A 19702-nucleotide genomic window follows, 5' to 3' on the forward strand; every position below is an offset into this window, starting at 1 on the left:
GCTCGGATGCCGCGGCGGGCGGCGGTGCTCGGGGCGGGTTCAGTCCCACTGGGGTGCGGGCCAGGCGGGTAAGCCGAACTCGGCGGGCACCGGCACGTCCGGCCCGGTCCCGGAGCATGCGGTGGTCGTGGCATCGACGAGGCGTCGGGCGGCGTCGTCGCGGGGGACGGCCCCGTTGAGCAGGGAGCGGGCGCGGGTGAAGTGGGAGTGTGCCGTGACCGGCTGGTCCAGTGCCCGGTGCGCCTGACCCAGCAGGGCTTGGCAGGCAGCCCGGTGCACCGTGGTCAGGGTGGTGTCGCCGAGGCGGCGGTAGACGGCGTCGGCGGGCTGGAGGTAGGCGTCGACGGCGTGCCCTGCCCGGCCGCCGGCGAGCATGACCGCGCCGAGTTCGCGCAGCGTCCACGCCCGGTGCACGTCTTCGGCGAGGCGGTGCCGGACCTGGAGTTCCAGGAACTCGTCGAGCGCGTCGGCCACCTCGTGCAGGCGCCCCAGGGCACGGTCGATGCGGGCCAGTGAGCCCAACGCCGTCAGGTAGCCGGTGAACGTCGTGGTCGACAACGCCGACTCGACGTCCGACCTCGCGCGCCACACCGCCAGCTCGTGCACGCCCATCGCGTAGGCCGGTCGGTAGTGCCCGCCTCGGGCGTAGAACCGGGCGGCGCACCGCAGCAGCTCGGCCACCGCGACCGAGGTAGGCTCACGCGCCGCCAGGTCCAGGCTCACCGCCGCCAGTCGTTCGACTTGTCCCGCCGCGGTGTCGACCGAAGTGGAGACCCACTGCCGGGCCAGGTCACGGGCGAGGTGGTCGTACTTGCCTTGTTCCGCGCGGCCCCAGGGCGGGCTCGGCTCGCGGTGCGGTGCGGTCGTCACGATCGTCCGTCCCGAGGACTGTCGAGCCGGTCGAGGACGAAGCCGAGGGTGTCTTCGAGGGCGTGGTCGTGGCCGTCGGCGGGCAGCAGCCGGTGCGGCAGGCCGAGGTCCCGGAGGACTTCGCCGACGTGGTGGTCGGCCAGGCGGCGGAAGTCGGCGTCCGGGTCGCGGGGCTTGTCCGTGCCGAGCGGGATGCCGGGATCGAGGGTGGTGCGGTAGAGCAGGTCGTAGTGCACGCTGTGGTCGCGGACCACGCTTTCCAGGCGGGCGTACACCGCCGGGTCCGGTCGCTCGTCGCGGTCGGCCAGCGCGGCGCGGTAGTAGCCCAGCGCGTCGGGGACGGCGCGGTCGACCAGGACGACGTCGCCGTGCGGCCACGCCTCCAGCTCGTCGCTGACGCCCCGGGTGATGATCCACAGGGTGGAGGCCCAGGTGTGGTTGCGCAGGATCGGCAACCCGACCCGCTGCGCCCGCTCCCCCAGGTCCGCCACCGTGCAGACCTGCAGGTGCTCGCGCCGCAGCTCGTGGGCCAGCCGGGCCAGGAAGGTGGACTTGCCGGTGGAGTGCGTACCCGTCACCGCCACCACCAGCGGCTTCTCCACCTCCGGCGTCACCACAACCCCTCCCCCTGCTCCTCGACGGGCAGGAAGTCCCTCAGCGCCGCGACCCGCACCAGGCCGTCCCAGCCGAGATCGCTGTCTGCGAGCAGTGCCCGGAAGAGTTGCCAGACGCACCAGGTGTCGTAGCCGGCGCGGTGCGGGCGCTGCCCGGCGACGTCGGCGGTGTCCAGGTCGGCGTGGGCGACGAGCTTGTCCAAGCCGTAGCCGGGCAGACCCGGCCAGACGTGGCGGGCCAAGCGCAGCGTGTCGAGCACCATCGGCGGCCGCCACGCGGGCAGGTGCGCGCCGAGGACCCGGTACTCGGTGGTGGCGTTGTGCGCGACCAGCGTCCGACCGGCCAGGGCGGGTTCCACCTCGCGGGCCACGCCGTGCCACGGCGGCGCGTGCTCGACGTCGTCGTCGTCGATGCCGTGCACGCGCCGGGCCATCGGCGAGATCGGCGCGGCGGGCCGCACCAGCCAGGTGCGCAGGTCGCGTCCACCGACCGGGCCGTCGTCGACGGCGAGGACGGCGATCTCGACGATCTGCGGCGGCTGCCCGCCGTTGCCCTCCAGGTCGACCACCACCAGCGGACGACCGCGCAGCACGGCGGGCAGGGCGGGGCGCGGGGTGGTCATGACGCCTCCGTGACGGTGGGCCAGCCGAGGTCGGCGCGGCCGTGGCGGTGCGGGTGGTGGGGCTTGGTCACGTCGTGCACCTGGTAACCGAGGCTGTGCTGCATCAGGTAGCGGCGCTGCTCGTCCAGACCCTCCACCACGACGGCACGATCGGTGACCGCCAGCAGCCTGCCGCCCAACCCCTGCGCCATCACGGACACCACGCCGGGCTCCGGCCGTACCCGTGCCGCCTCGCACCGCACCAACTGCCCGACGGGGCAGATGTCGCACAACTCGCGGACGCCGACGTGCCCGTTGTAGTCCGGCACACCGTGGGCGTAGGCCACCGCGCAGGAGGTCTTGCGGAACAACACCGCGTCCCCCGCCGGTCGTCCGGCTGCGGCCAGCAGGATGCGGGCCTCCAGGTGCTCCGGGAGGATCTTGCGCCGCGCCTGGTCCTCGTAGGGTTCGGGCAGGCCGTGGGAACGGTAGTAGTCGCGGATCTCGTCGCGGTAGAACAGGCCGGTGAACACCGCCGCGTGCGCGTGCCGGCTCAGCTCCAGGCCGCGTGCGATGTGGGCGTCGGAGTCGTTGAGGCCAGGCACGATCGGCCGCCAGTACAACACCACCCGAAACCGCTCCGCGTGCGTGAACGCCGTCTTCAACGACTGTGCCGCGATGCTTGAGTCCACCGGCTCGACCCGCTCGTCGTCGATCCCCGAATGGGTGACCAACAAGGTCACCTTCAGGTTGCGCAACGCGTTGAGCGCCGCGCAGTCCTCCGGCTCCACCCGCCACCGGGTGATCACCAGCACATGATTGGTCAACCCTCGCTCGTCCAGCATCCGCAACACCCGCAGCAGGTGCGGCTTCACCGCGGGCAGCATCGGGTCGGTCGCCCGGTTGAGCAACTGCACCGGCGTCACGTGCGGCCGGAAGAACCGGTGCCCGGTCAGCACCTCGACCGCCGCCTCGTCCGACATCAGCGCACGGGGCACCTTCATGCCGAAGTTGCCGAACAGGTGCCGCACGCAGTACCCGCAGTCCAACGGACACCCGACGATCCAGTTCAGGCTCAACCCCGACTTCCGGTACTCCACCACCTCCCGCAACTCCGGCCGCAACCCCGCCGCTTCCGCGTCACCGAGCAACCGCACACCCGACCTGGTCCGCACCCCGACATGGTCGGCGTCCATCACCCACCCCTTTCGAAACACCGGAATCCGTACGCACACATTTCAACCAGGACCGGTACAGTCAGGGAACAACGCAAACCACGACACGCGGTATTTGCCCCCTATTTGCCCCCTAGCGCAGGCGGAGGCGACATGAGCGACGACGAACACCCCGACCCGACCGAACCCGCCGGTGTCCGACTCGCCCACGAGATCCGCCGACGACGCACCGCAGCTGGCCTCAGCCAACCCCAACTGGCCCAGCGCATCGGCTATACCAGGCAATACGTCTCCCTAGCCGAACGTCCGGACCACAACCTCCCCTCCGCCGAGATCGTCAAGGCCATCGACGGCGCACTGGGTACCGATGGCGCGCTGATCGCACTTCGCGAGCAAGGGAAACACGAACAGAACCAGCGGCGGCTGCACTCGACCGCAGGCTCGACGACAAATGACGGACCCCCGGCCGTCGACGTTGCGAATAAGCAACGCCCCCTTCCGAGCGGGATATCCGTCGCGAGATCCGGTCCTGGCGTGTCGCGTTATGCTGAAGCGCTAGTGGACAGGTTGCACCGCACCTACCAAGCCGCCCGCTACGACGAGGTCGTCGACGCGCTGCCCGGCACGCTGCAGACCGTCGACTCGATCGTCGCCGACAGCAGCGGCAGCCAACGGCGCCAAGCCCTGAGCCTGCGGTGCCAAGCCTCGATCGCAGCGGCCAAGGTCGCCACGAAGGTCGGCGACGGCATCGCCGCCTACGAGGCCGCCGAACAAGCGCGCACCGCCGCGGAAGCCGCCGACGACGTCTTCGGGCAGGCGTCCGCCGCCTACCAACTGACCTGTGCCCTGCTGCGCCTGGACGCCGCGGACGAAGCGGAGCACCACGCGGTGGAAGTCGCCGGGAGCATCCGCGGACAAGATCCGCACAGCTGCACGTGGCGCGGTGCGCTGGTGCTCATCAGCGCCGTCATCGCCGCCCGCAGGGGCGACACCGGCGAAGCCGATCAACGACTGGAGCACGCCGGACGACTCGCGGCCCTGCTGGGACACGACGGCAACATCGGCTTCAGCGCGTTCGGGCCGACCAACGTCCGCATCCACCGCGTGTCCGCGGCGGTGGCGGCAGGCGATCCGCACCGGGTGCTCACCGAGGCCGAGCACGTCGACGTCACTTCCCTCCCACCGGGCCTGCACGGCCGACAGGGACGGTTCCACCTGGACAACGCGTGGGCGCAGGCGCAACTCGGCGAGGACCCGCCGGCGGTGATCCACCTGCTGGAGACCGAACGCGTCGCCCCGCAACTGCTGCGCACGCACCGGACCGGACGAATGCTCGTACGGGAACTCATGGCACGCGAGCAGCACCGGAAGACACCCGGCCTGCGCAGCCTGGCCCAGCGCATCGGCGTACTCGCATGAACGACACCGCCCGCACGGTCTACCTGGTCGTCACAGCAGCACCACCGGTACTCCGCATCGACCGGCTGATCGAGTCCCTCCACGCCACCGACTGGCAGGTGTGCGTGATCGCCACCCCGACGGCAGCCTCGTGGCTGGACCTCGACGACCTGGCCCACCGGACGGGGGCACTGATCAGAACCCATGCCGGCCTACCCGGACAGCACGACCCGCTCCCCCGCGCCGACGCACTGCTCGTCGTCCCGGCAACCTTCAACACCATCAACAAGTGGGCACACGGCATCAGCGACAACCTCGCCCTCGGCCTGCTCAACGAACTGCTGGCCACCGACGTACCGATCCTGGTGGCCCCCTGCGTCAAGCAACTGCTTCGCGACCACCCGGCCTACGCCACCAGCGTGACCACACTGACCGCCATGCGCGCGGTGTTCATGGACGCCGATCTGGTGACAACCCGATCTTCCGATGGCCTCGCCACCTTCCACTGGGAGCAGATCGCCACCACGTTCGACGAACTCACCGGCGCTTCGGGCGAAACTGCCCGCTGTTCAGCACAGCGGGAGGCGATGTGACCGACAACGAGCACTTCTCAGCACCTGAACCCGCCGGTGTCCGGCTCGCCCACGAAATCCGTCGACGCCGTACCCAGGCCGGGCTCAGCCAACCCCAACTGGCTCGCAAGATCGGCTATACCAGGCAGTACGTCTCCCTCGCAGAACGCCCCGACCACAACCTCCCCTCCGCCGAACTCGTCAGGGCGCTCGATGACGCCCTCGGTTCAGGCGGAGCTTTGACCACGATGCGAGAGCAAGGAAAACGCGAGCAGGAGAGTGTGCGCAGGAAATCAGCAGTCAGCCAAGCGAAATGGCAGCACCCGCCATTCGCGACAACAACGCATGAACCGGCCGCGGAGATCACAACGGACTTTCGCGCGATCGAATCGCTCGACAGGTTGAAGTTGGACGTACCGCTTCGACGACGAGCAGGTCAGGCAGAGGTTGAACAGGTAAAGCTGATGAGCGGTGCACTGGCCTCCAGTGAGAACCTCTACGGCGGCGGTATGGCGGTCGAGGCGGGTATCGCCCACCTGCGTTGGGCGTGCCGGACGCTGGAAGCGCAGTCCCACCCCGCGGTCACGTCGTCCCTGTTCGAGGCTGTCGGGAACCTGGCCGGCGTGGTGGCCTTCTCCGCGTTCGACATCGGTGACCACACGAGCGCGTCGCGGTGCTTCCGGATCGCCTTGTCGTGCGCCGAGCAGGGTGGTTCGTGGGAACTGCGCGCGGCCACTCTGACCGACATGGCACGCCAGGCCATCTACCTGCGCGACTTGGACGAGGCCCTGTCACTGATCGAGTTCGCCCAGGTCCGCGCCGACCGGTTGACGACCACGGCCAGGGCTGTGACCGCAGTGGTCCGCGCCCGCGTGCTGGCCATGTTGGGCCGTCACGACGAAGCCAGGGCGGAGATCGACCGCGCCGACGCGTACTTCGCCGAACACCGAGCAGCCACCGCTCCGCCGTGGCTCGTCTACTACGACGATGCCGAACACGCCGGCAGCAGTGCCCGGGCACTGATTCCCGTCGCTGTAGCCCGCAAACAGCCCGCAGAGGCCGCCGAACGCCTGACCACGGCGATCCGCCTGCACAGCGACGCCTACCCGCGTTCACGCGCGTTCTCCACAACGCGGCTCGCCACCCTGCACATGGCGGCAGGAGACCCACACGAGGCCGTCGCACTCGGGCAACAGGCGGTCGCGGGTGCCGCGAGGTTCCACTCCCGGCGGATGAACGAGGAGCTGCGCGTCCTGATGCACACCGCCCGACGGCACCTGTCGATCACCGGCGTAGCGGACCTGTCGCACTCACTGGCATTGGCCACCGGTGATGCCTGACCTCGGCACTGGAGCACCTCTTCCCGCGTATGACGTGCTCAGCAAAGCGGGCGTCGAAGCGGGTGTACCCACCATCGGGGCGGAGCTGATCCGTGACGGCACCAACGTCCTCTACCGCTTGCCGGACGGGATCGTCGCCCGTATCGGCCCCGCGGGCTCGTACCGCACCGCCGCACACTCGGTCCGCATCTCGCGCTGGTTGGCCACCACCGCTGTACCGGCAGTCCGTGTCGCGGACCATGGCCAACAGCCCGTCTTGGTCGAGGACCGGCCCGTCACCTGGTGGGCGCAACTTCCCGAACACCGGCACGCCACCCCCACCGAACTCGGAGCAGCGCTCAAGGAAGTCCACGCACTGGCAGTACCCGCCCTCCCGCCATTGCCCGCGTTCGACCCCTTCCACGAGCTGGACCAGGTGATCGCCGCTTCCGCCGCAGTCACCGACCGAGACCGGGCCTGGCTCACGGACCTCATAGCCGCGCTACGTCACGAGTACTCGGAACTGCTCTCCGAACTGCTCCGCTGCACCATCCACGGTGACGCCTGGCAGGGCAACCTGGCTGTCCCCGAGAACCATGCCCCCACGCTGATGGACCTCGACCACTTCGGACTTGGTCCCCGTGAGTGGGACCTGATCCCGCTGGCCGTCGACCGCACTGACTTCGCCCGCATCACTCCTGCGGAGTACGAAGCGTTCGTCGACGCCTACGGCGGCTATGACGTGACCGGCCATCCCGGCTATCGCACACTGGCCACCATCACAGAACTTCGTTGGATCGCCTTCGCCATCCGCAAGGCCAAGACCAGCCCGAAGGCAAGGGGTGAAGCCGAGTACCGCCTGGCATGCCTGCGCGGTGACATCGAGCGCCCTTGGCGGTGGACCGCATTGTGAACACCGACATCACCGCACCAAATCAGCTGCACAACGCATCTCAACAGACGGGGGCGACATGAGCGATGAACACCCCGACGCGACCAAACCCGCTGGTGTCCGACTCGCTCACGAGATCCGCCGACGCCGCACCGAAGCCGGGCTCAGCCAACCCCAACTGGCCCGGAAGATCGGCTACACCAGGCAATACGTCTCACTGGCCGAACGTCCGGACCACAACCTCCCCTCCGCTGAACTCGTCAAAGCCCTCGACCAAGCCTTGAACGGCAAGGGTGCTTTGACAGCGCTGCGCGAACTGGGCAAACGAGAGCAGGAACGACAGCGACGCCAGTCAGTGCGCAAAGATCCTGACGTCCCGGAAACGCGCACGTCGACTCAACCCGCGTTGAGCCGTTTCACGGAAACACATGTCGACGACGCCATCCGACATCTTCGCGAACAATGGCACCTGCTCGTCAAAACGGACAACCTGTTCGGTCCGCGCTTCGCCATCACGTCGGTGCGGGAGCACATCGACCTGATCAACGAGATTGCGGCGACGGTCCGGGGAGTTCCTCGACGTGAGGTGGTGGGTCTGGCCGCCCGGTACGCCGAGTCGGCGGCGTGGTTGTACGAGGACGCCGGGGAGGCTGCCCTGGCGTTGCACTGGACGGACCGGGCGATGGAGTGGTCCTACGAATCAGGGCAGCGGACGATGCCGGCGTGGACGCTGTTCCGCCGTAGTCAGCAGGCCACCACCGACGCGGACCCGGCGCGGGTGATCGGCATGGCCGAGGCGGCCGGCCGGGACGCGGCGGTGCTGTCGAGCCCCATGCGCGCGGCCATCACCCAGCAGGAGGCGCACGGGTACGCGCTCGACGGGGACGAGCGCACCGCCCACCGCAAGCTGGACCAAGCTCACGAGTGGGCCGCGCGCGACGATCAAGGCGACGCGCGTGACGGGCACGGGTCCTTCTGCACCGGTGACTACCTGGAACTGCAACGCGCCCACTGCTGGTCGGTCCTCGGCAGGCCCGACAAGGCGATCGCGCTCTACGAGAAGGTGCTTCCCGCGCTCCCGGCGGCCTACCGCCGGGATCGGGGGACGGCGTTGAGTCGCTTCGCGGCGGCCGCGGCCGCTGTCTGCGAGCCGGAACGGGCCGCGCGGCTCGCGGACGAGGCCCTGGACATCGCACGCAGCTCCGGCTCGCGGCGCACAGAACGCGAAGTGCGGGACGTGGCCGTCAGGCTGTCCGTGCACGGCCACTTGCCGACGGTGAACGCGTTCCGCGCCAAGGCGCTGTCCGGGGATGCGCGGTGACGGCGTCGGAGGCCGAGGTCGCGGCGATGCGGAGGGCGATCGTGCTCTCGGCGTTCGGTCTGGGCACCACCAGCCCCAACCCGCCCGTGGGGTGCGTGATCCTGGACCGGCACGGCCACGCGGTCGGCGAGGGCCACCACGTCCGCAAAGGTGAGGCGCACGCCGAGGTCCACGCCCTGCGGGCGGCCGGAGAACGCGCCCGTGGCGGTACCGCGGTGGTCACCCTCGAACCGTGCAACCACCACGGCCGCACCCCACCCTGCCGCCAGGCGCTCCTCGACGCCGGGATAGCCCGAACGGTCATCGCCCTGATCGACCCCACCTCGCGGGAAGAAGGCGGCGCCGCCCGCTTGGGTGCGGCCGGGGTAGACGTGGAAATCGGGCTGCTCGCCGACTCCGCGCGCGTCGTCCTGCGGCCGTGGCTGCACAGCCTGACCACGGGACGTCCTCACGTCACCTGGCTGTACGAAGTCGATTCCCAGGGGCGGGTGCGCACCGCCGGTGAAGCACTGCGGACGTTGCACCGCACGACCTTCGACGTGGTCCTGGACGATGCGGGTGGCCTCTCCGAAGGCGTGCCGAACGGTCACGGCGGAAGCGCCTTCGCCCTTCCGGTGACGACCGCGGACGAGCCCGCACGACTCCTGGCGGCGCTGCACGAAGGAGGCGCGCGATCGCTGCTGCTCGCGACCGCCCCCCGAACGGCACACCGGTTCCTGGAAGCCGGTCTGGTCGACGCGACGACCTTCTACGCACCGTCCTCAACTAGACCTGTGACGAAGGCGACCGAAGCAGCACGGGTGCACAACGGCTTCAAGCTCGAAAGAGTCGAACGGCACGGCGACCACCTGCGCTTCGACACCACATAGGTCCTGCCCGGGCCCAGTGGATCGGTGTCCTGACGTGGACCACACCCCACGGTCGCGTCCTGGATCGACCTCGACGAGACAGCCACCGCGGCAGGAACCGCAGTCAGGGTCGCCACGAGACCACCGGGAAACCAGAACCCGCTTCCTCGACCCGACGCCGTGCTCGTCGTGCCCGCCACTTTCAACACCATCAACAAATGGGCGAGCGGTATCAGCGACAACCTCGCCCTCGGCGTGCTCGACGAACTCCTGTCCACCGGCGTACCGGTCCTCGTCGTGCCCTGCGCCAAACAGCCGCTCCGCGAACATCCCGCCTACCGGCCCAGCACCCAGCGGTTGATCGACGCCCACGCAACGTTCATGAACCCCGACCAGGTGACCACCCGCGCACCGGACGGACTCACGACCTTCCACTGGAACCCGATCCTCGACGCGTTCACGCGGCTCACCGCATGAGCCAGGTCGGCGCAACCGACGGACGCGCCGACCACAACCTGCCCTCACCCGAGATCGTCAGGGCCATCGACCGCGCCCTGGACGCGGGAGGGGTTCTGGTCTCGCTGCGGGAGCAGGGTAAACGCGAGCAGGAACGCCTGCGTCGGGAATCGGCACCACGAGAGGCGGAAGACCGAAGTCGGGCATCAGTCGAGAGGGGCCAGGACGTGCTGCCGTTTCCCACTGCGGCGGACATCGATCCCCGGGTACTCGCGGATGCCTTGACGCACTCCCGCATCGACGGCACGGCATTCGATCACATGGAACGCGCCGCAACCACAACGGTTGCGTTGTCGCGTGGCGGTCCTGTCGGGGTGCTGGCGGGGATCGCCGGTCACCTCGACCTCGACCGCCACAGTGACGCCGATCGGTACTTCGACCTGGCCGGGTTGGCGGCACTCGAAGCGGAATCCCCCGATCTCGCGGCCTGGGTGCTCGCGGTCCACTCGCTCGGCCCCTTCTTCAGGGGAATCACCGGAACGGACTTCTTCGACGCGGCGCGACTGGACGGCATGGCGGGCACCACCCACCTCCTGCTGCGCTGGACGGACCACGCCGCACCGCTGTTGCGCTCCGCGCTCGAACGACGCGCCCACACCGACGTCGAAGGACGGGCGCTGCTCGCCCTGGACCTGGCGGAATGCCACCTCCACGACGACGAACCGGACGAAGCGGCACGAGTGGCCACCACCGCGCTGGAGTGGGCCGGAAACACCATGGTCGACCCCATCCTCACCCGGGCGGAGAGCATCCGGGCCCGTGTGGTTCGCTCGATCGGCCCCGCGGGCGCGCGGAGCCTCGACGCCCGACTGCGGGAGGCAGTGCGTGACTGAGGACCCGGCGCGGTGGACGGTCCGGGGCACCCGCAGGGTCTACGCCTCCGAGTGGGTCAACGTCGACCTCGACGACGTCGAGATCCCCGGCGGCCCCCGCTTCGAGCACCACGTCCTGCGCTTCCCCCGCGCCTCCGTCGGAGCCGTCGTGGTCGACCACGACTGCGTCCTGCTGCTGTGGCGACACCGCTTCACCACCGACACCTGGGGATGGGAGATCCCCGCGGGCTGGTCCGACGACGGCGAAGACCCCGCCACCGCCGTCGTCCGCGAAGTCCGCGAGGAAACCGGCTACCAGCCCGGCGAGGTCACGCCCCTGGTCACCTACAGCCCCATGACCGGCATCAGCACCCAGCGGTACCGCGTCTACCTCGCCACATCCGCAACCCCGGTAGGCACACCCGACGCCACCGAGGCCAGTCGGATCGAATGGGTCCCGACGGCCGAACTCCCCCGTCTCATCACCGCGGGACACATCACCGACGGCCCGTCACTGACCGCTCTCGCCGTCTACCTCGCCACCGGGCTCGATCACGGAAGGAACGTTGCCCGATAGCGGCATTCCCGCCCAGGCCGCTGGTACCACGTCCCACTTGCTACCGAGCCCACAGGACGACACTGCCTGCCACGAACGCACCGGGTTGCGGCCGGTGGCCGACGGTGTTCGAAGAAGTCGGCCGGGGACGTCGTGATGCCGAGGCAAAGCCCCCGTCGGGTACCGGCGTAGATCGCGCTTACCCGGCGCGCTGCGCACCCGTCACGGCGGAGGTGCCGAGGTCGGACTTGGGCAGCGAACGTCCGGCGGCAGCGGCTTCGGCCCAGGTCGTGGTGTCGGCGACGGCGGCGAAGTTCGAGTGGAACAGTGCCATCAGCGTGGTGTGGACCGTTTTGGCGTCGACGAAGCCGGCGTCGTTGGCGATGTTGATCGCGCCGGTGGCGTCGGAGAGGACCTCGGCGGCCAGTCCGTGCGTCTCGGCTTCGGCGGCGGAGGCGAGCACGCAGTTGTTGGTCATGTAGCCGACGAGGGTGACGGTGTCGATCCCGTGTTTCCGCAGCCAGGCGAGGAGGTCGGTGCCGGCGAACACGGTGCCGTACTGCTTGACGACCGACTTCCACTCGTCCGTGCGGCGACTCGCGACTTCCGGGTGCAGTTGGAAGCCCGGCCGGGTGGGGTTGAACACGGGTGCGTCGTCGCCCGCCGAGTGCTGGACCGCGACGACGGGGATGCCGGCGGCGGTGGCCGCGTCGATCGCCCGCGTGATCCGGGGCAGTGAGTCGGCGTGCGGCGGGTACTGGATCTCCAGCGGCCCGCCGAAGTACTCCTGCTGCACGTCGACGACGACGAGGGCGCGGCGCGGGGTGGTCATGACCGGTGTGCTCCTTGCTGTCGGTGCCGCCGCTCGTACGGGCGGCACGTCGAGTCTGCGGGCCGGGACCTTCGCCGACCATTGACACGTGTGCGTCGTTACGATGGAATCGTGCCAACCTCCGGAGGTGCTCTGCGCGTCGCCGTCTACGCCTTCGACGGCGTCACGATGTTCCACCTCTCCGTGCCGCAGCTCGTCTTCGACGAGGTCAGGCGGCAGGGGTTGGGCGACTGGACGACGGTGCTGTTCTCCGACCGCGCCGGGTCGATCCGCACCGCCGAGGGGTACCCGATCGGCGACGTGGCCGGTCCCGCGGCGGCCGAGGACGCCGACGTCGTGGTCGTCCCCTCCTGGTTCGAGGACGGGCGCGCCACCGGCCCGGTACTGCGGCGGACCCTGGCGGAAGCCCACGGCCGCGGCGCCACGATCGCCGGGCTGTGCCTGGGGGCCGTCGCCGTCGCGGACGCGGGCCTGCTGTCACGGCGTACCGCGGTGACGCACTGGCAGGCCGTCGACATGCTCGCCGCACGCCACCGCGACGTCGACGTCGACGCCTCCGTGCTCTACGTCGACCACGGCGACGTGCTGACCTCCGCGGGCACGGCCTCGGCGATCGACGCCTGCCTGCACCTGGTGCGGGGCAGGCTCGGCGCCGCCGCGGCCAACCGGGTCGCCCGCAGCCTCGTGGTGGCCCCGCACCGCGAGGGCGGACAGGCGCAGTACATCGAACGGCCACTGCCGGCGCAGTCGGCGAACGACCCGATCGCCGCCGTGCTCGACTGGGCCCTGCGACACCTGGCCGAGCCCTTGCCGGTCGAGCGCCTGGCCGGTGTCGCACACCTGAGCCGACGCACCTTCATCCGCGCGTTCCAGGCCTCCACCGGGACCACCCCGGCGGCGTGGGTCCGGCTCCGGCGCCTCGACGAGGCACGCCGACTGCTGGAGTCCACCGACCTGCCGATCGACCAGGTCGCCGCCGCCTGCGGCTTCGGCAGCACGGTCACCCTGCGGCAGAGCTTCGCCACCGCCTTCCACACCTCGCCGTCGGAGTACCGTCGACGCTTCGACACCCGCACCGCGGACAACAACAGCGCCGATCAGGTACACGGTTGATCAGCAGCTCACCGGCGGGCGTGAGCCATCCGTCCACCCCGGCGAGGCAGCGCACCACTGAGCGGGACAGGGGAAGAGCCTCCGGTCGACCACCCGGTGATATCGGCGTCGTAGGTGACCAACTCGTGGGCGGGGTTCCGTGGCCCGAGAAGGTGATCACCACGACGTCATCGGAATGACAGGTCGTGCGAGCCCCTCGAGTTCACGTACGAGGCGATCGCGAGTGGCGAACTCGTCACGCAGGTGGACGTTCGCCCCACCGAGGTTGTCGCCGAAGAGGGCGTGCAGGGCAGCAGTTTGCGATGATCCATCCGTCACGGGCGCACCACTTCAGTCGGTCTTGCAGGCCAGGACACCTCGTCCTCGATCAGGTCGTAGGGCGGCTGGCCCACTCGTGCAGGTGTTTGCAGAAGTCCGCTACGGCCACGCTGTCGGCGAACTCGGCGTCGTGGTCACCGCCTTGCCCCAGGTTCTTCTGCGGGCTGTCGATCACGAGGAAGCCGGGGTGGGCGCTGCCGGTCTCCCAGGCGATTTCGAAGAGGGACAGGGCCCAGGCCAGGGAGATCAGGGTTCGTCCGCCTGATTTCGACAGCGTCTTCCAAGCCGACGATCTTCACGTGATCAAGAGCGAGCCGCAGGCGCCCCGGATGAACGCCCACTGCGAACGGGTCATCGGCACCATCCGACGCGAACTCCTCGACCACATCCTGATCCTGGGTGAGAACCGTGCACGCCAGGTCCCCGAGATCTACGAAGACCACTACAACCGACACCTCCCCCACCAGGCTCGAGACCGGCTACCGCCCGAGGCTCAGCAGAACCCTCCCGCGGTATACAACGCGGCGTGCGCCTCGGCGTCGGCGTCGGTGACATCGGTGGGCGCGAACGGGGAGCCGGTCAACTCGGTGGGGACGACCTGGCGGGCGTCGGGGAACGCTCCCAGCACGGCTCGCCCGGTCACGGGGCGCGGGCCGCGCTCGATCATCGACAGTCGTCGCCAGGAGCGCACCTCGCGGAGCCGACGGCCGATGTGGTTGTCCGACGTGCGCATCTCCGGAGCCGGTTCCGGGGTAGCGGGGTCCGGTCGGCACACCGGTCGGGTGACTGCGCTCGGCTCGGGAGGCGTCCCACCACCCGGGCTCCCGAAGTGGTGCTCGCTTCCACGGCCGTCGAATGCGAAGATCTTCCGCCTATGCGGCAGATCACCGGCGGGGTCCGGGCGGGGTACGCGACCGGGTCCTTCGTGACCGGCGCGTTCGGCACCGTGCCCGGGTTGCTCCTGCTGCCCTACCTGACCGACGGCCTCGCCGTGCCCGCCGCCGTCGCGGGGCTGCTCGTCCTCGTGCCGAAGGCGTGGGACGTGCTGTTCAACCCGGTCGCCGGCCGGATCAGCGACGCGGCGGGCGTGCGGCGGCCGTTCCTGCTGCGCGGCGGGCTGGCCACGGCGGTGCTGTTCGCGCTGCTGTTCGCCGGGCCGTTCACCGGCGCGGGCGCGGCGGTGTACGTGGCGCTGGTGTTCCTGCTGTGCGCGACGGCGTACGCGTTCTTCCAGGTGCCGTACGTGGCGATGGCCGTCGAGATCACCGAGGACTACGACGAGCGCACCCGGCTGATGGCGTGGCGGATGGCGTTCCTGGCGCTGGCGATCCTGGTCAGCGGCGCGGGCGCGCCCGCCGTGCGCGACCTGTTCGGCTACCCCGCGATGGGCGTGGCGGTGGCGGCGCTGATGGTGGCGGGTACGGTCGCCACCCACGTCGGGACGCGCGGGGTGCCGGCGTCGCGGCGGGTGGCGTCCTCGGCGTCGTTCGGGGAGCTGGTGGCGGCGGTGCGCGGGTCGCGGGCGTTCCGGCTGCTGCTGGCCGCGTTCGTGGTGCAGGCCGTCGGGCTGGGCACGATGCTCGCGGGCGTCGACTACTTCGCGCGGCTCGTGCTGGGCGACCGGTCCCTGCAGACACTGCTGTTCGTCGGGTTCGTCGGCCCCGCGCTGCTGGTCATGCCGCTGTGGCAGCGGGTGGGCGCGCGGTGGGGCAAGCGGGCCGGGCTGGTCGCCGCGTCGCTGCTGTTCGCGGTCGCCGTGCTCGGCCTGCTGGCCGCCCCGGTGCTGCCGGTCGGCGCGGTGCTCGGCCTGATGGCCGTGGTCGGCGTCGGGTACGCGGGCATGCAGGTGTTCCCGCTGGCCATGCTGCCGGACGTGATCACCGCCGAGGAGCGGCGCGTCGGCGTGACCAGGGCCGGCCTGTTCTCCGGCGTCTGGACGGCCGGCGAGACCCTGGGCCTGGCGCTCGGCCCCGGCGTGTACGGCCTGGTCCTGGCCCTCGGCGGGTACGTCGCGAGCACCGGCGGTTCGGCCGCGCAGCCCTCCGGCGCGGTGACCGCCGCGCTGCTCGGATTCACCGCGATCCCCGCCGTGCTGGCGGTCGCGGCCCTGCCCCTGCTGCGTGAGGAGAGGTCCGGATGACGTCGCCGGAGTCCGTCCTGGCCGAGCTGCGCGCCCTGCGGGAGGGCGACCTGCCCACCCACGGCGGTCGCACGCTGGCCTACGTCTACGACAGCGCGGTGCCCGGCCTGGACGAGCTGGCGGCCTCGGCGCACGCGCTGGCGTCGTCGGTGAACGGGCTCGACCCCACGGCGTTCCCGAGCCTGCTGCGGCTGGAGAACGACGTGGTGCGCACCGCGGCCCGGTTGCTCGGCGGCACCGACGCGACGGTCGGCACGGTGACGTCCGGCGGCACCGAGTCGTGCCTGCTGGCGGTGGTCGCGGCCCGCGACGCTCGGCCCGACGCGCGCGAACCGTCGATCGTGCTGCCGGAGACGGCGCACGCGGCGTTCCACAAGGCGGCGCACTACTTCGGGCTGCGGGTCGTGCCGGTGCCGGTGGACCCGGTGACCTACCGGGCGGTGCCGTCGGCGATGGCGGCGGCGATCGACGACTCGACCGTGCTGGTCGTGGCGAGCGCGCCGTCCTACGCGCACGGCGTGCTGGACCCGGTGGCGGAGATCGCCGGCATCGCCTCGGCCGCCGGTGTCCGCTGCCACGTGGACGCGTGCATCGGCGGGTGGGTGCTGCCGTTCGCGGCGGGCGTCGAGCCGTTCGACCTGTCCGTGCCGGGGGTGACGAGCCTGTCGGTGGACCTGCACAAGTACGCGTACGCGCCGAAGGGGACGTCCGTGCTGCTGCACGCGTCGGCCGACCTGCGGCGGTCGCAGTACTTCGCGAGCGCGGCGTGGCCCGGTTACACGATGCTGAACCCGACCACGCAGTCCACCCGTTCCGGTGGTCCGCTGGCGGCGGCGTGGGCCGTGCTGCGGCACGTCGGTGAGGACGGGTACCGCTCCCTGGCGGAAACCGCCCTGTCGAGCGCCCGCACCCTCCGCGAGGGCGTGGGGAAGGTCGACGGCCTGCGCGTGCTGGGCGACCCGGTGTCCACCCTGCTGGCGGTCACCGCGACCGACGACGACTTCGACGTGTTCACCGTGGCCGACGAGATGAAGGCGCGGAACTGGTACGTGCAGCCGCAGTTCGCGTTCGGCGCCTCCCCGGCGAACCTGCACCTCACCGTGACGGCGGCCAACGCGGGCCACGAGGAGGAGCTGCTGACCGACCTGCGCGACTCCGTGGCCGCGGCGGTGGCCGCCGGACCGGTGCGGGTCGCGCCGGAGGTCGTCGCGTTCATCGGCTCCCTCGACCCCGACGCCCTGACCCCGGAGGAGTTCGGCGGCCTGCTGGCCGCGGCGGGCATGACCGGCGGCGCCGGGCTGCCCGACCGGATGGCGGCGGTGAACACCCTGCTCGCCGCCGCCCCTCTCCGCCTGCGCGAACGCCTCCTCGTCGAGTTCCTGGGCGGCCTGTACTCGTAGGGTCACCGGCACCGCGGCCCGGAACTGCCGCGGCGCGACCGCTACGCGGCGGTTCCGGCGGCCTCCGGGGCGGCCCGCACGGGACGCCGGTCCCGCCCGGCGTGGCCGAACCGGCGCATCACCGGCCGTTCGACGAGGTGGAACAGCAGCGCACCCACGAACAGCGTCGCGACGAACAGCACGAGCACGACCAGGGCGGCCGTGAGGTCGTCGTGCGCACCGCGCAGCAGCCAGCCGCCGTAGATGACCACGAAGCCCTGGCAGAGGTAGAAGCCGAAGGAGATGTCACCCAGCCACTGGGCGGTCCGGCCGCGCAGGGCGCTGCGGGTGCCCTTCACGTCGGCCGTGGCGGCGGCGCAGATGAGCGCGCCGAGCGGGATGGCGGTGGCCACGTTGAAATCCCACACCACCGGCGCGTGCAGCGCGGCGACGTACCCGACGACGGTCAGCAGCGCCGCGGGCAGGACGCCGATCGAGGGCCACCGGCCGGTCACCACGATCCGCGCCAGCACCATGCCCAGCACGAACTCGAACAGGCGCGAGGGCGGGAAGACGTAACCGAACCAGAACTGGAGGTCCGAGAGCGGCGCGCCGGCGGTGCGGGCGCCCGGGACGACGTACTGGGTCACGAGCTGGAGGGCGACCATGCCGGCGACCACGAGGCCGGCCCAGGTCCACAGGCGGCTGTCGGCGATGCGCTTGATGCCGCGCAGCAACGCCGGGAACAGCAGGTAGAAGAGCAGTTCGCAGCACAGCGTCCAGGCCGGCACGTTGATGCTGCGGTGGATCTCGACCTGCGGGAAGAACGCGTGCACCAGCAGCAGGTTCGGCAGGTAGGCGATCCACGGCGTGATCGCCGAGGCGAACAGCAGGAGCGTCGCGGCCCACGTGACCACGTGGTTGGGGAAGATCTTCAGCACCCGACGGCGCCAGAACGGTCGGGCCGCCTCACCGTCGCGGGCCGACCAGGTCAGCACGAACCCGCTGAGGATGAAGAAGAAGGAAACGCCGACGTAGCCCGCTTTGCCGAACAGCCACGCCAGGTCCTGGGCGGTGCCGGGATCGCCGAACGGGGAGAGCATCGCGTGCGGCGCGATCGGCGAGGGCATCATCACCGTGACGTGGAAGAGGAACACCAGCAGCGCCGCGACGAACCGCAGCCCGGTCAGCGACGGCAGTCGCGCCGCTCCCGGCACGAGGTGGACGGGCGACCCGGACGGCACCGGTTCGGTCGAGGCCATGCTTTTTCCTTGCTTTCCCCGCTCGGCGAAGCGGCAACAACACGACGTGAGAAAAGGACCACCGGAAACCCGGCGCTAATATATGTCCACTCCCGTCGACGGACAAGAACTTCGACGAAGCGAATTAAATGACCTTTTCATGTCCCCTGCGGAGACCGCCGGTAACGCGCGGGTTTCACCGGTGAAGAGCGGGGATCATCGGTGACGACGTCCGGCGACGCTGTCGTCGACATCACGACCGCATCAGCCGAGTGACCCTCGACCGGGTGGTTGTCACACGGTCGACGGCGCAGCCGAGCCGCACGGGCGGGATTCCCGGCAGGTACGACGGCGGTATCGCGCCACCTGCGCGATCATGGACCCATGCACCTCGATCTGAGCGGGAAGACGGCACTGGTCACGGGTTCGACGCAGGGCATCGGCGAGGCCATCGCGACGGGCCTCGCCCGGGCGGGCGCGCGGGTCGCGGTCAACGGCCGCAAGCCGGGCGCCGTGGACGAGGCCGTGGCGCGCATCCGCTCCGCCGTGCCCGGCGCCGAGCTGGTGGCCGCCCCCGCCGACGTGGCCGCGGCCGAGGGGGCCGAGGCGCTGGCGTCCGCGCTGCCCGAGGTGGACGTGCTGGTCAACAACGTAGGCATCTTCGGCGCCACGCCCGCCCTGGAGATCACCGACGACGAGTGGCGGCGCTACTTCGAGGTCAACGTCCTGGCCGCCGTCCGCCTGACCCGCGCGTTCCTGCCCGGCATGCGCGACCGGGGCTGGGGCCGCGTCCAGTACATCGCCAGCGACTCGGCCGTCGTCATCCCGGCGGAGATGATCCACTACGGCATGTCGAAGACCGCCCTGCTGGCCGTCTCCCGGGGTTTCGCCAAGGAGGCGGCGGGCAGCGGCGTGACGGTGAACTGCGTCCTGGCCGGCCCCACCCACACCGGCGGCGTGGAGGACTTCGTCTACCAGCTGGTGGACGGGGCCCTGCCGTGGGAGGAGGCGCAGCGCGAGTTCATGCGCCTGCACCGCCCGCAGTCCCTGCTGGGCAGGCTGATCGAGCCGGAGGAGATCGCGAACCTGTGCGCGTACCTGGCCTCGCCGCTGGCCTCCGCGACGACCGGCGCGGCCGTGCGCGTGGACGGCGGGTACGTGGACTCGATCCTGCCCTGAGCCGC

The 19702-nt window shown here is 70.7% G+C and carries 20 protein-coding genes and 1 pseudogene; 14 read left to right on the forward strand and 7 right to left on the reverse strand.

All coding sequences use genetic code 11. The features are described from left to right. Positions 1–39: 39 nt before the first annotated feature. The 4 genes from ACRAKJ_RS22395 to ACRAKJ_RS22410 are packed head-to-tail and all read right to left on the reverse strand — an operon-like array spanning position 40 to position 3282. Positions 40–870, reverse strand: coding sequence for a hypothetical protein (locus ACRAKJ_RS22395; protein WP_438919863.1), 831 nt, complete (start codon positions 868–870; stop codon positions 40–42). Next, positions 867–1487, reverse strand: coding sequence for an AAA family ATPase (locus ACRAKJ_RS22400; RefSeq protein ID WP_438919862.1), 621 nt, complete (start codon positions 1485–1487; stop codon positions 867–869). Before ACRAKJ_RS22400 ends, ACRAKJ_RS22395 begins: the two co-directional genes overlap by 4 nt. Continuing rightward, the gene (locus ACRAKJ_RS22405; protein ID WP_438919861.1) at positions 1481–2107 is read right to left on the reverse strand and encodes an exonuclease domain-containing protein; all 627 of its coding nucleotides are present in this window, start codon (positions 2105–2107) and stop codon (positions 1481–1483) included. Before ACRAKJ_RS22405 ends, ACRAKJ_RS22400 begins: the two co-directional genes overlap by 7 nt. Next, the gene (locus ACRAKJ_RS22410) at positions 2104–3282 is read right to left on the reverse strand and encodes a radical SAM protein (RefSeq protein ID WP_438919860.1); all 1179 of its coding nucleotides are present in this window, start codon (positions 3280–3282) and stop codon (positions 2104–2106) included. Before ACRAKJ_RS22410 ends, ACRAKJ_RS22405 begins: the two co-directional genes overlap by 4 nt. A gap of 132 nt (positions 3283–3414) precedes the next feature. Between ACRAKJ_RS22410 and ACRAKJ_RS22415 the strand changes: the two genes are divergently transcribed. The 9 genes from ACRAKJ_RS22415 to ACRAKJ_RS22455 all read left to right on the forward strand — a co-directional run bounded on the left by ACRAKJ_RS22415 (position 3415) and on the right by ACRAKJ_RS22455 (position 11516). Then, the gene (locus ACRAKJ_RS22415; RefSeq protein WP_438919859.1) at positions 3415–4680 is read left to right on the forward strand and encodes a helix-turn-helix domain-containing protein; all 1266 of its coding nucleotides are present in this window, start codon (positions 3415–3417) and stop codon (positions 4678–4680) included. Then, a complete protein-coding gene (locus tag ACRAKJ_RS22420; RefSeq protein ID WP_438919858.1) occupies positions 4677–5252 on the forward strand; it encodes a flavoprotein in 576 nt (191 codons plus the stop codon). Before ACRAKJ_RS22415 ends, ACRAKJ_RS22420 begins: the two co-directional genes overlap by 4 nt. Beyond that, positions 5249–6571, forward strand: a complete 1323-nt coding sequence (locus ACRAKJ_RS22425) for a helix-turn-helix domain-containing protein (protein ID WP_438919857.1) — start codon at positions 5249–5251, stop codon at positions 6569–6571. The genes ACRAKJ_RS22420 and ACRAKJ_RS22425 overlap by 4 nt, the downstream gene beginning before the upstream one ends. Positions 6572–6605: 34 nt before the next feature. Next, a complete protein-coding gene (locus ACRAKJ_RS22430; protein ID WP_438919856.1) occupies positions 6606–7463 on the forward strand; it encodes a phosphotransferase in 858 nt (285 codons plus the stop codon). A 58-nt stretch (positions 7464–7521) separates the two neighbouring features. Beyond that, complete coding sequence (locus ACRAKJ_RS22435) at positions 7522–8763, forward strand: helix-turn-helix domain-containing protein (RefSeq protein ID WP_438919855.1); 1242 nt, start codon at positions 7522–7524, stop codon at positions 8761–8763. Further along, on the forward strand, positions 8760–9632 hold the full coding sequence (gene ribD, locus ACRAKJ_RS22440) for a bifunctional diaminohydroxyphosphoribosylaminopyrimidine deaminase/5-amino-6-(5-phosphoribosylamino)uracil reductase RibD (RefSeq protein ID WP_438919854.1): 873 nt from the start codon (positions 8760–8762) through the stop codon (positions 9630–9632). Before ACRAKJ_RS22435 ends, ribD begins: the two co-directional genes overlap by 4 nt. Positions 9633–9791: 159 nt before the next feature. Beyond that, positions 9792–10088, forward strand: a complete 297-nt coding sequence (locus ACRAKJ_RS22445) for a flavoprotein (RefSeq protein WP_438919853.1) — start codon at positions 9792–9794, stop codon at positions 10086–10088. After that, positions 10085–10960, forward strand: coding sequence for a hypothetical protein (locus ACRAKJ_RS22450; protein WP_438919852.1), 876 nt, complete (start codon positions 10085–10087; stop codon positions 10958–10960). The genes ACRAKJ_RS22445 and ACRAKJ_RS22450 overlap by 4 nt, the downstream gene beginning before the upstream one ends. Continuing rightward, positions 10953–11516: an NUDIX domain-containing protein gene (locus ACRAKJ_RS22455; RefSeq protein ID WP_438919851.1), complete on the forward strand. Its 564-nt coding sequence runs from the start codon at positions 10953–10955 to the stop codon at positions 11514–11516. The genes ACRAKJ_RS22450 and ACRAKJ_RS22455 overlap by 8 nt, the downstream gene beginning before the upstream one ends. 178 nt (positions 11517–11694) lie before the next feature. Here ACRAKJ_RS22455 and ACRAKJ_RS22460 read toward each other — a convergent pair whose 3' ends face one another. Then, positions 11695–12327: an isochorismatase family protein gene (locus tag ACRAKJ_RS22460; RefSeq protein ID WP_438919850.1), complete on the reverse strand. Its 633-nt coding sequence runs from the start codon at positions 12325–12327 to the stop codon at positions 11695–11697. A 111-nt stretch (positions 12328–12438) separates the two neighbouring features. On the opposite strand from ACRAKJ_RS22460, the gene ACRAKJ_RS22465 reads away from it, so the two are divergent. Both ACRAKJ_RS22465 and ACRAKJ_RS22470 read left to right on the forward strand, forming a co-directional pair. Further along, complete coding sequence (locus tag ACRAKJ_RS22465) at positions 12439–13440, forward strand: helix-turn-helix domain-containing protein (RefSeq protein ID WP_438919849.1); 1002 nt, start codon at positions 12439–12441, stop codon at positions 13438–13440. Between the two features lie 302 nt (positions 13441–13742). Beyond that, positions 13743–14234: pseudogene (locus ACRAKJ_RS22470) on the forward strand (integrase core domain-containing protein); the annotation flags it as partial. Positions 14235–14251: 17 nt separating this feature from the next. Here the strand turns inward: ACRAKJ_RS22470 and ACRAKJ_RS22475 are convergent. Beyond that, a complete protein-coding gene (locus ACRAKJ_RS22475; protein ID WP_438919904.1) occupies positions 14252–14491 on the reverse strand; it encodes a hypothetical protein in 240 nt (79 codons plus the stop codon). A 141-nt stretch (positions 14492–14632) separates the two neighbouring features. Between ACRAKJ_RS22475 and ACRAKJ_RS22480 the strand changes: the two genes are divergently transcribed. Together ACRAKJ_RS22480 and ACRAKJ_RS22485 are read left to right on the forward strand one after the other, a co-directional pair. Then, on the forward strand, positions 14633–15898 hold the full coding sequence (locus tag ACRAKJ_RS22480) for an MFS transporter (protein WP_438919847.1): 1266 nt from the start codon (positions 14633–14635) through the stop codon (positions 15896–15898). Then, positions 15895–17298, forward strand: coding sequence for an aminotransferase class V-fold PLP-dependent enzyme (locus ACRAKJ_RS22485; RefSeq protein ID WP_438919846.1), 1404 nt, complete (start codon positions 15895–15897; stop codon positions 17296–17298). Before ACRAKJ_RS22480 ends, ACRAKJ_RS22485 begins: the two co-directional genes overlap by 4 nt. A 41-nt stretch (positions 17299–17339) precedes the next feature. Here the strand turns inward: ACRAKJ_RS22485 and ACRAKJ_RS22490 are convergent, their stop codons facing one another. Beyond that, positions 17340–18539: an acyltransferase family protein gene (locus ACRAKJ_RS22490; protein WP_438919845.1), complete on the reverse strand. Its 1200-nt coding sequence runs from the start codon at positions 18537–18539 to the stop codon at positions 17340–17342. A gap of 363 nt (positions 18540–18902) precedes the next feature. On the opposite strand from ACRAKJ_RS22490, the gene ACRAKJ_RS22495 reads away from it, so the two are divergent. Beyond that, a complete protein-coding gene (locus tag ACRAKJ_RS22495) occupies positions 18903–19697 on the forward strand; it encodes an SDR family oxidoreductase (protein WP_438919844.1) in 795 nt (264 codons plus the stop codon). Positions 19698–19702 lie beyond the last annotated feature (5 nt).

It is taken from the genome of Saccharothrix sp. DSM 118769, from assembly GCF_052936295.1.

Bases quoted from the DNA above. Each gene is read 5' to 3' on its own strand.
- ACRAKJ_RS22435 (WP_438919855.1), top strand. From the start codon at position 7,522: ATGAGCGATGAACACCCCGACGCGACCAAACCCGCTGGTGTCCGACTC.
- ACRAKJ_RS22480 (WP_438919847.1), top strand. From the start codon at position 14,633: ATGCGGCAGATCACCGGCGGGGTCCGGGCGGGGTACGCGACCGGGTCC.
- ACRAKJ_RS22475 (WP_438919904.1), bottom strand. From the start codon at position 14,491: ATGCGCACGTCGGACAACCACATCGGCCGTCGGCTCCGCGAGGTGCGC.
- ACRAKJ_RS22420 (WP_438919858.1), top strand. From the start codon at position 4,677: ATGAACGACACCGCCCGCACGGTCTACCTGGTCGTCACAGCAGCACCA.
- ACRAKJ_RS22450 (WP_438919852.1), top strand. From the start codon at position 10,085: ATGAGCCAGGTCGGCGCAACCGACGGACGCGCCGACCACAACCTGCCC.
- ACRAKJ_RS22490 (WP_438919845.1), bottom strand. From the start codon at position 18,539: ATGGCCTCGACCGAACCGGTGCCGTCCGGGTCGCCCGTCCACCTCGTG.
- ACRAKJ_RS22485 (WP_438919846.1), top strand. From the start codon at position 15,895: ATGACGTCGCCGGAGTCCGTCCTGGCCGAGCTGCGCGCCCTGCGGGAG.
- ACRAKJ_RS22460 (WP_438919850.1), bottom strand. From the start codon at position 12,327: ATGACCACCCCGCGCCGCGCCCTCGTCGTCGTCGACGTGCAGCAGGAG.
- ACRAKJ_RS22405 (WP_438919861.1), bottom strand. From the start codon at position 2,107: ATGACCACCCCGCGCCCCGCCCTGCCCGCCGTGCTGCGCGGTCGTCCG.
- ACRAKJ_RS22495 (WP_438919844.1), top strand. From the start codon at position 18,903: ATGCACCTCGATCTGAGCGGGAAGACGGCACTGGTCACGGGTTCGACG.
- ACRAKJ_RS22415 (WP_438919859.1), top strand. From the start codon at position 3,415: ATGAGCGACGACGAACACCCCGACCCGACCGAACCCGCCGGTGTCCGA.
- ACRAKJ_RS22410 (WP_438919860.1), bottom strand. From the start codon at position 3,282: ATGGACGCCGACCATGTCGGGGTGCGGACCAGGTCGGGTGTGCGGTTG.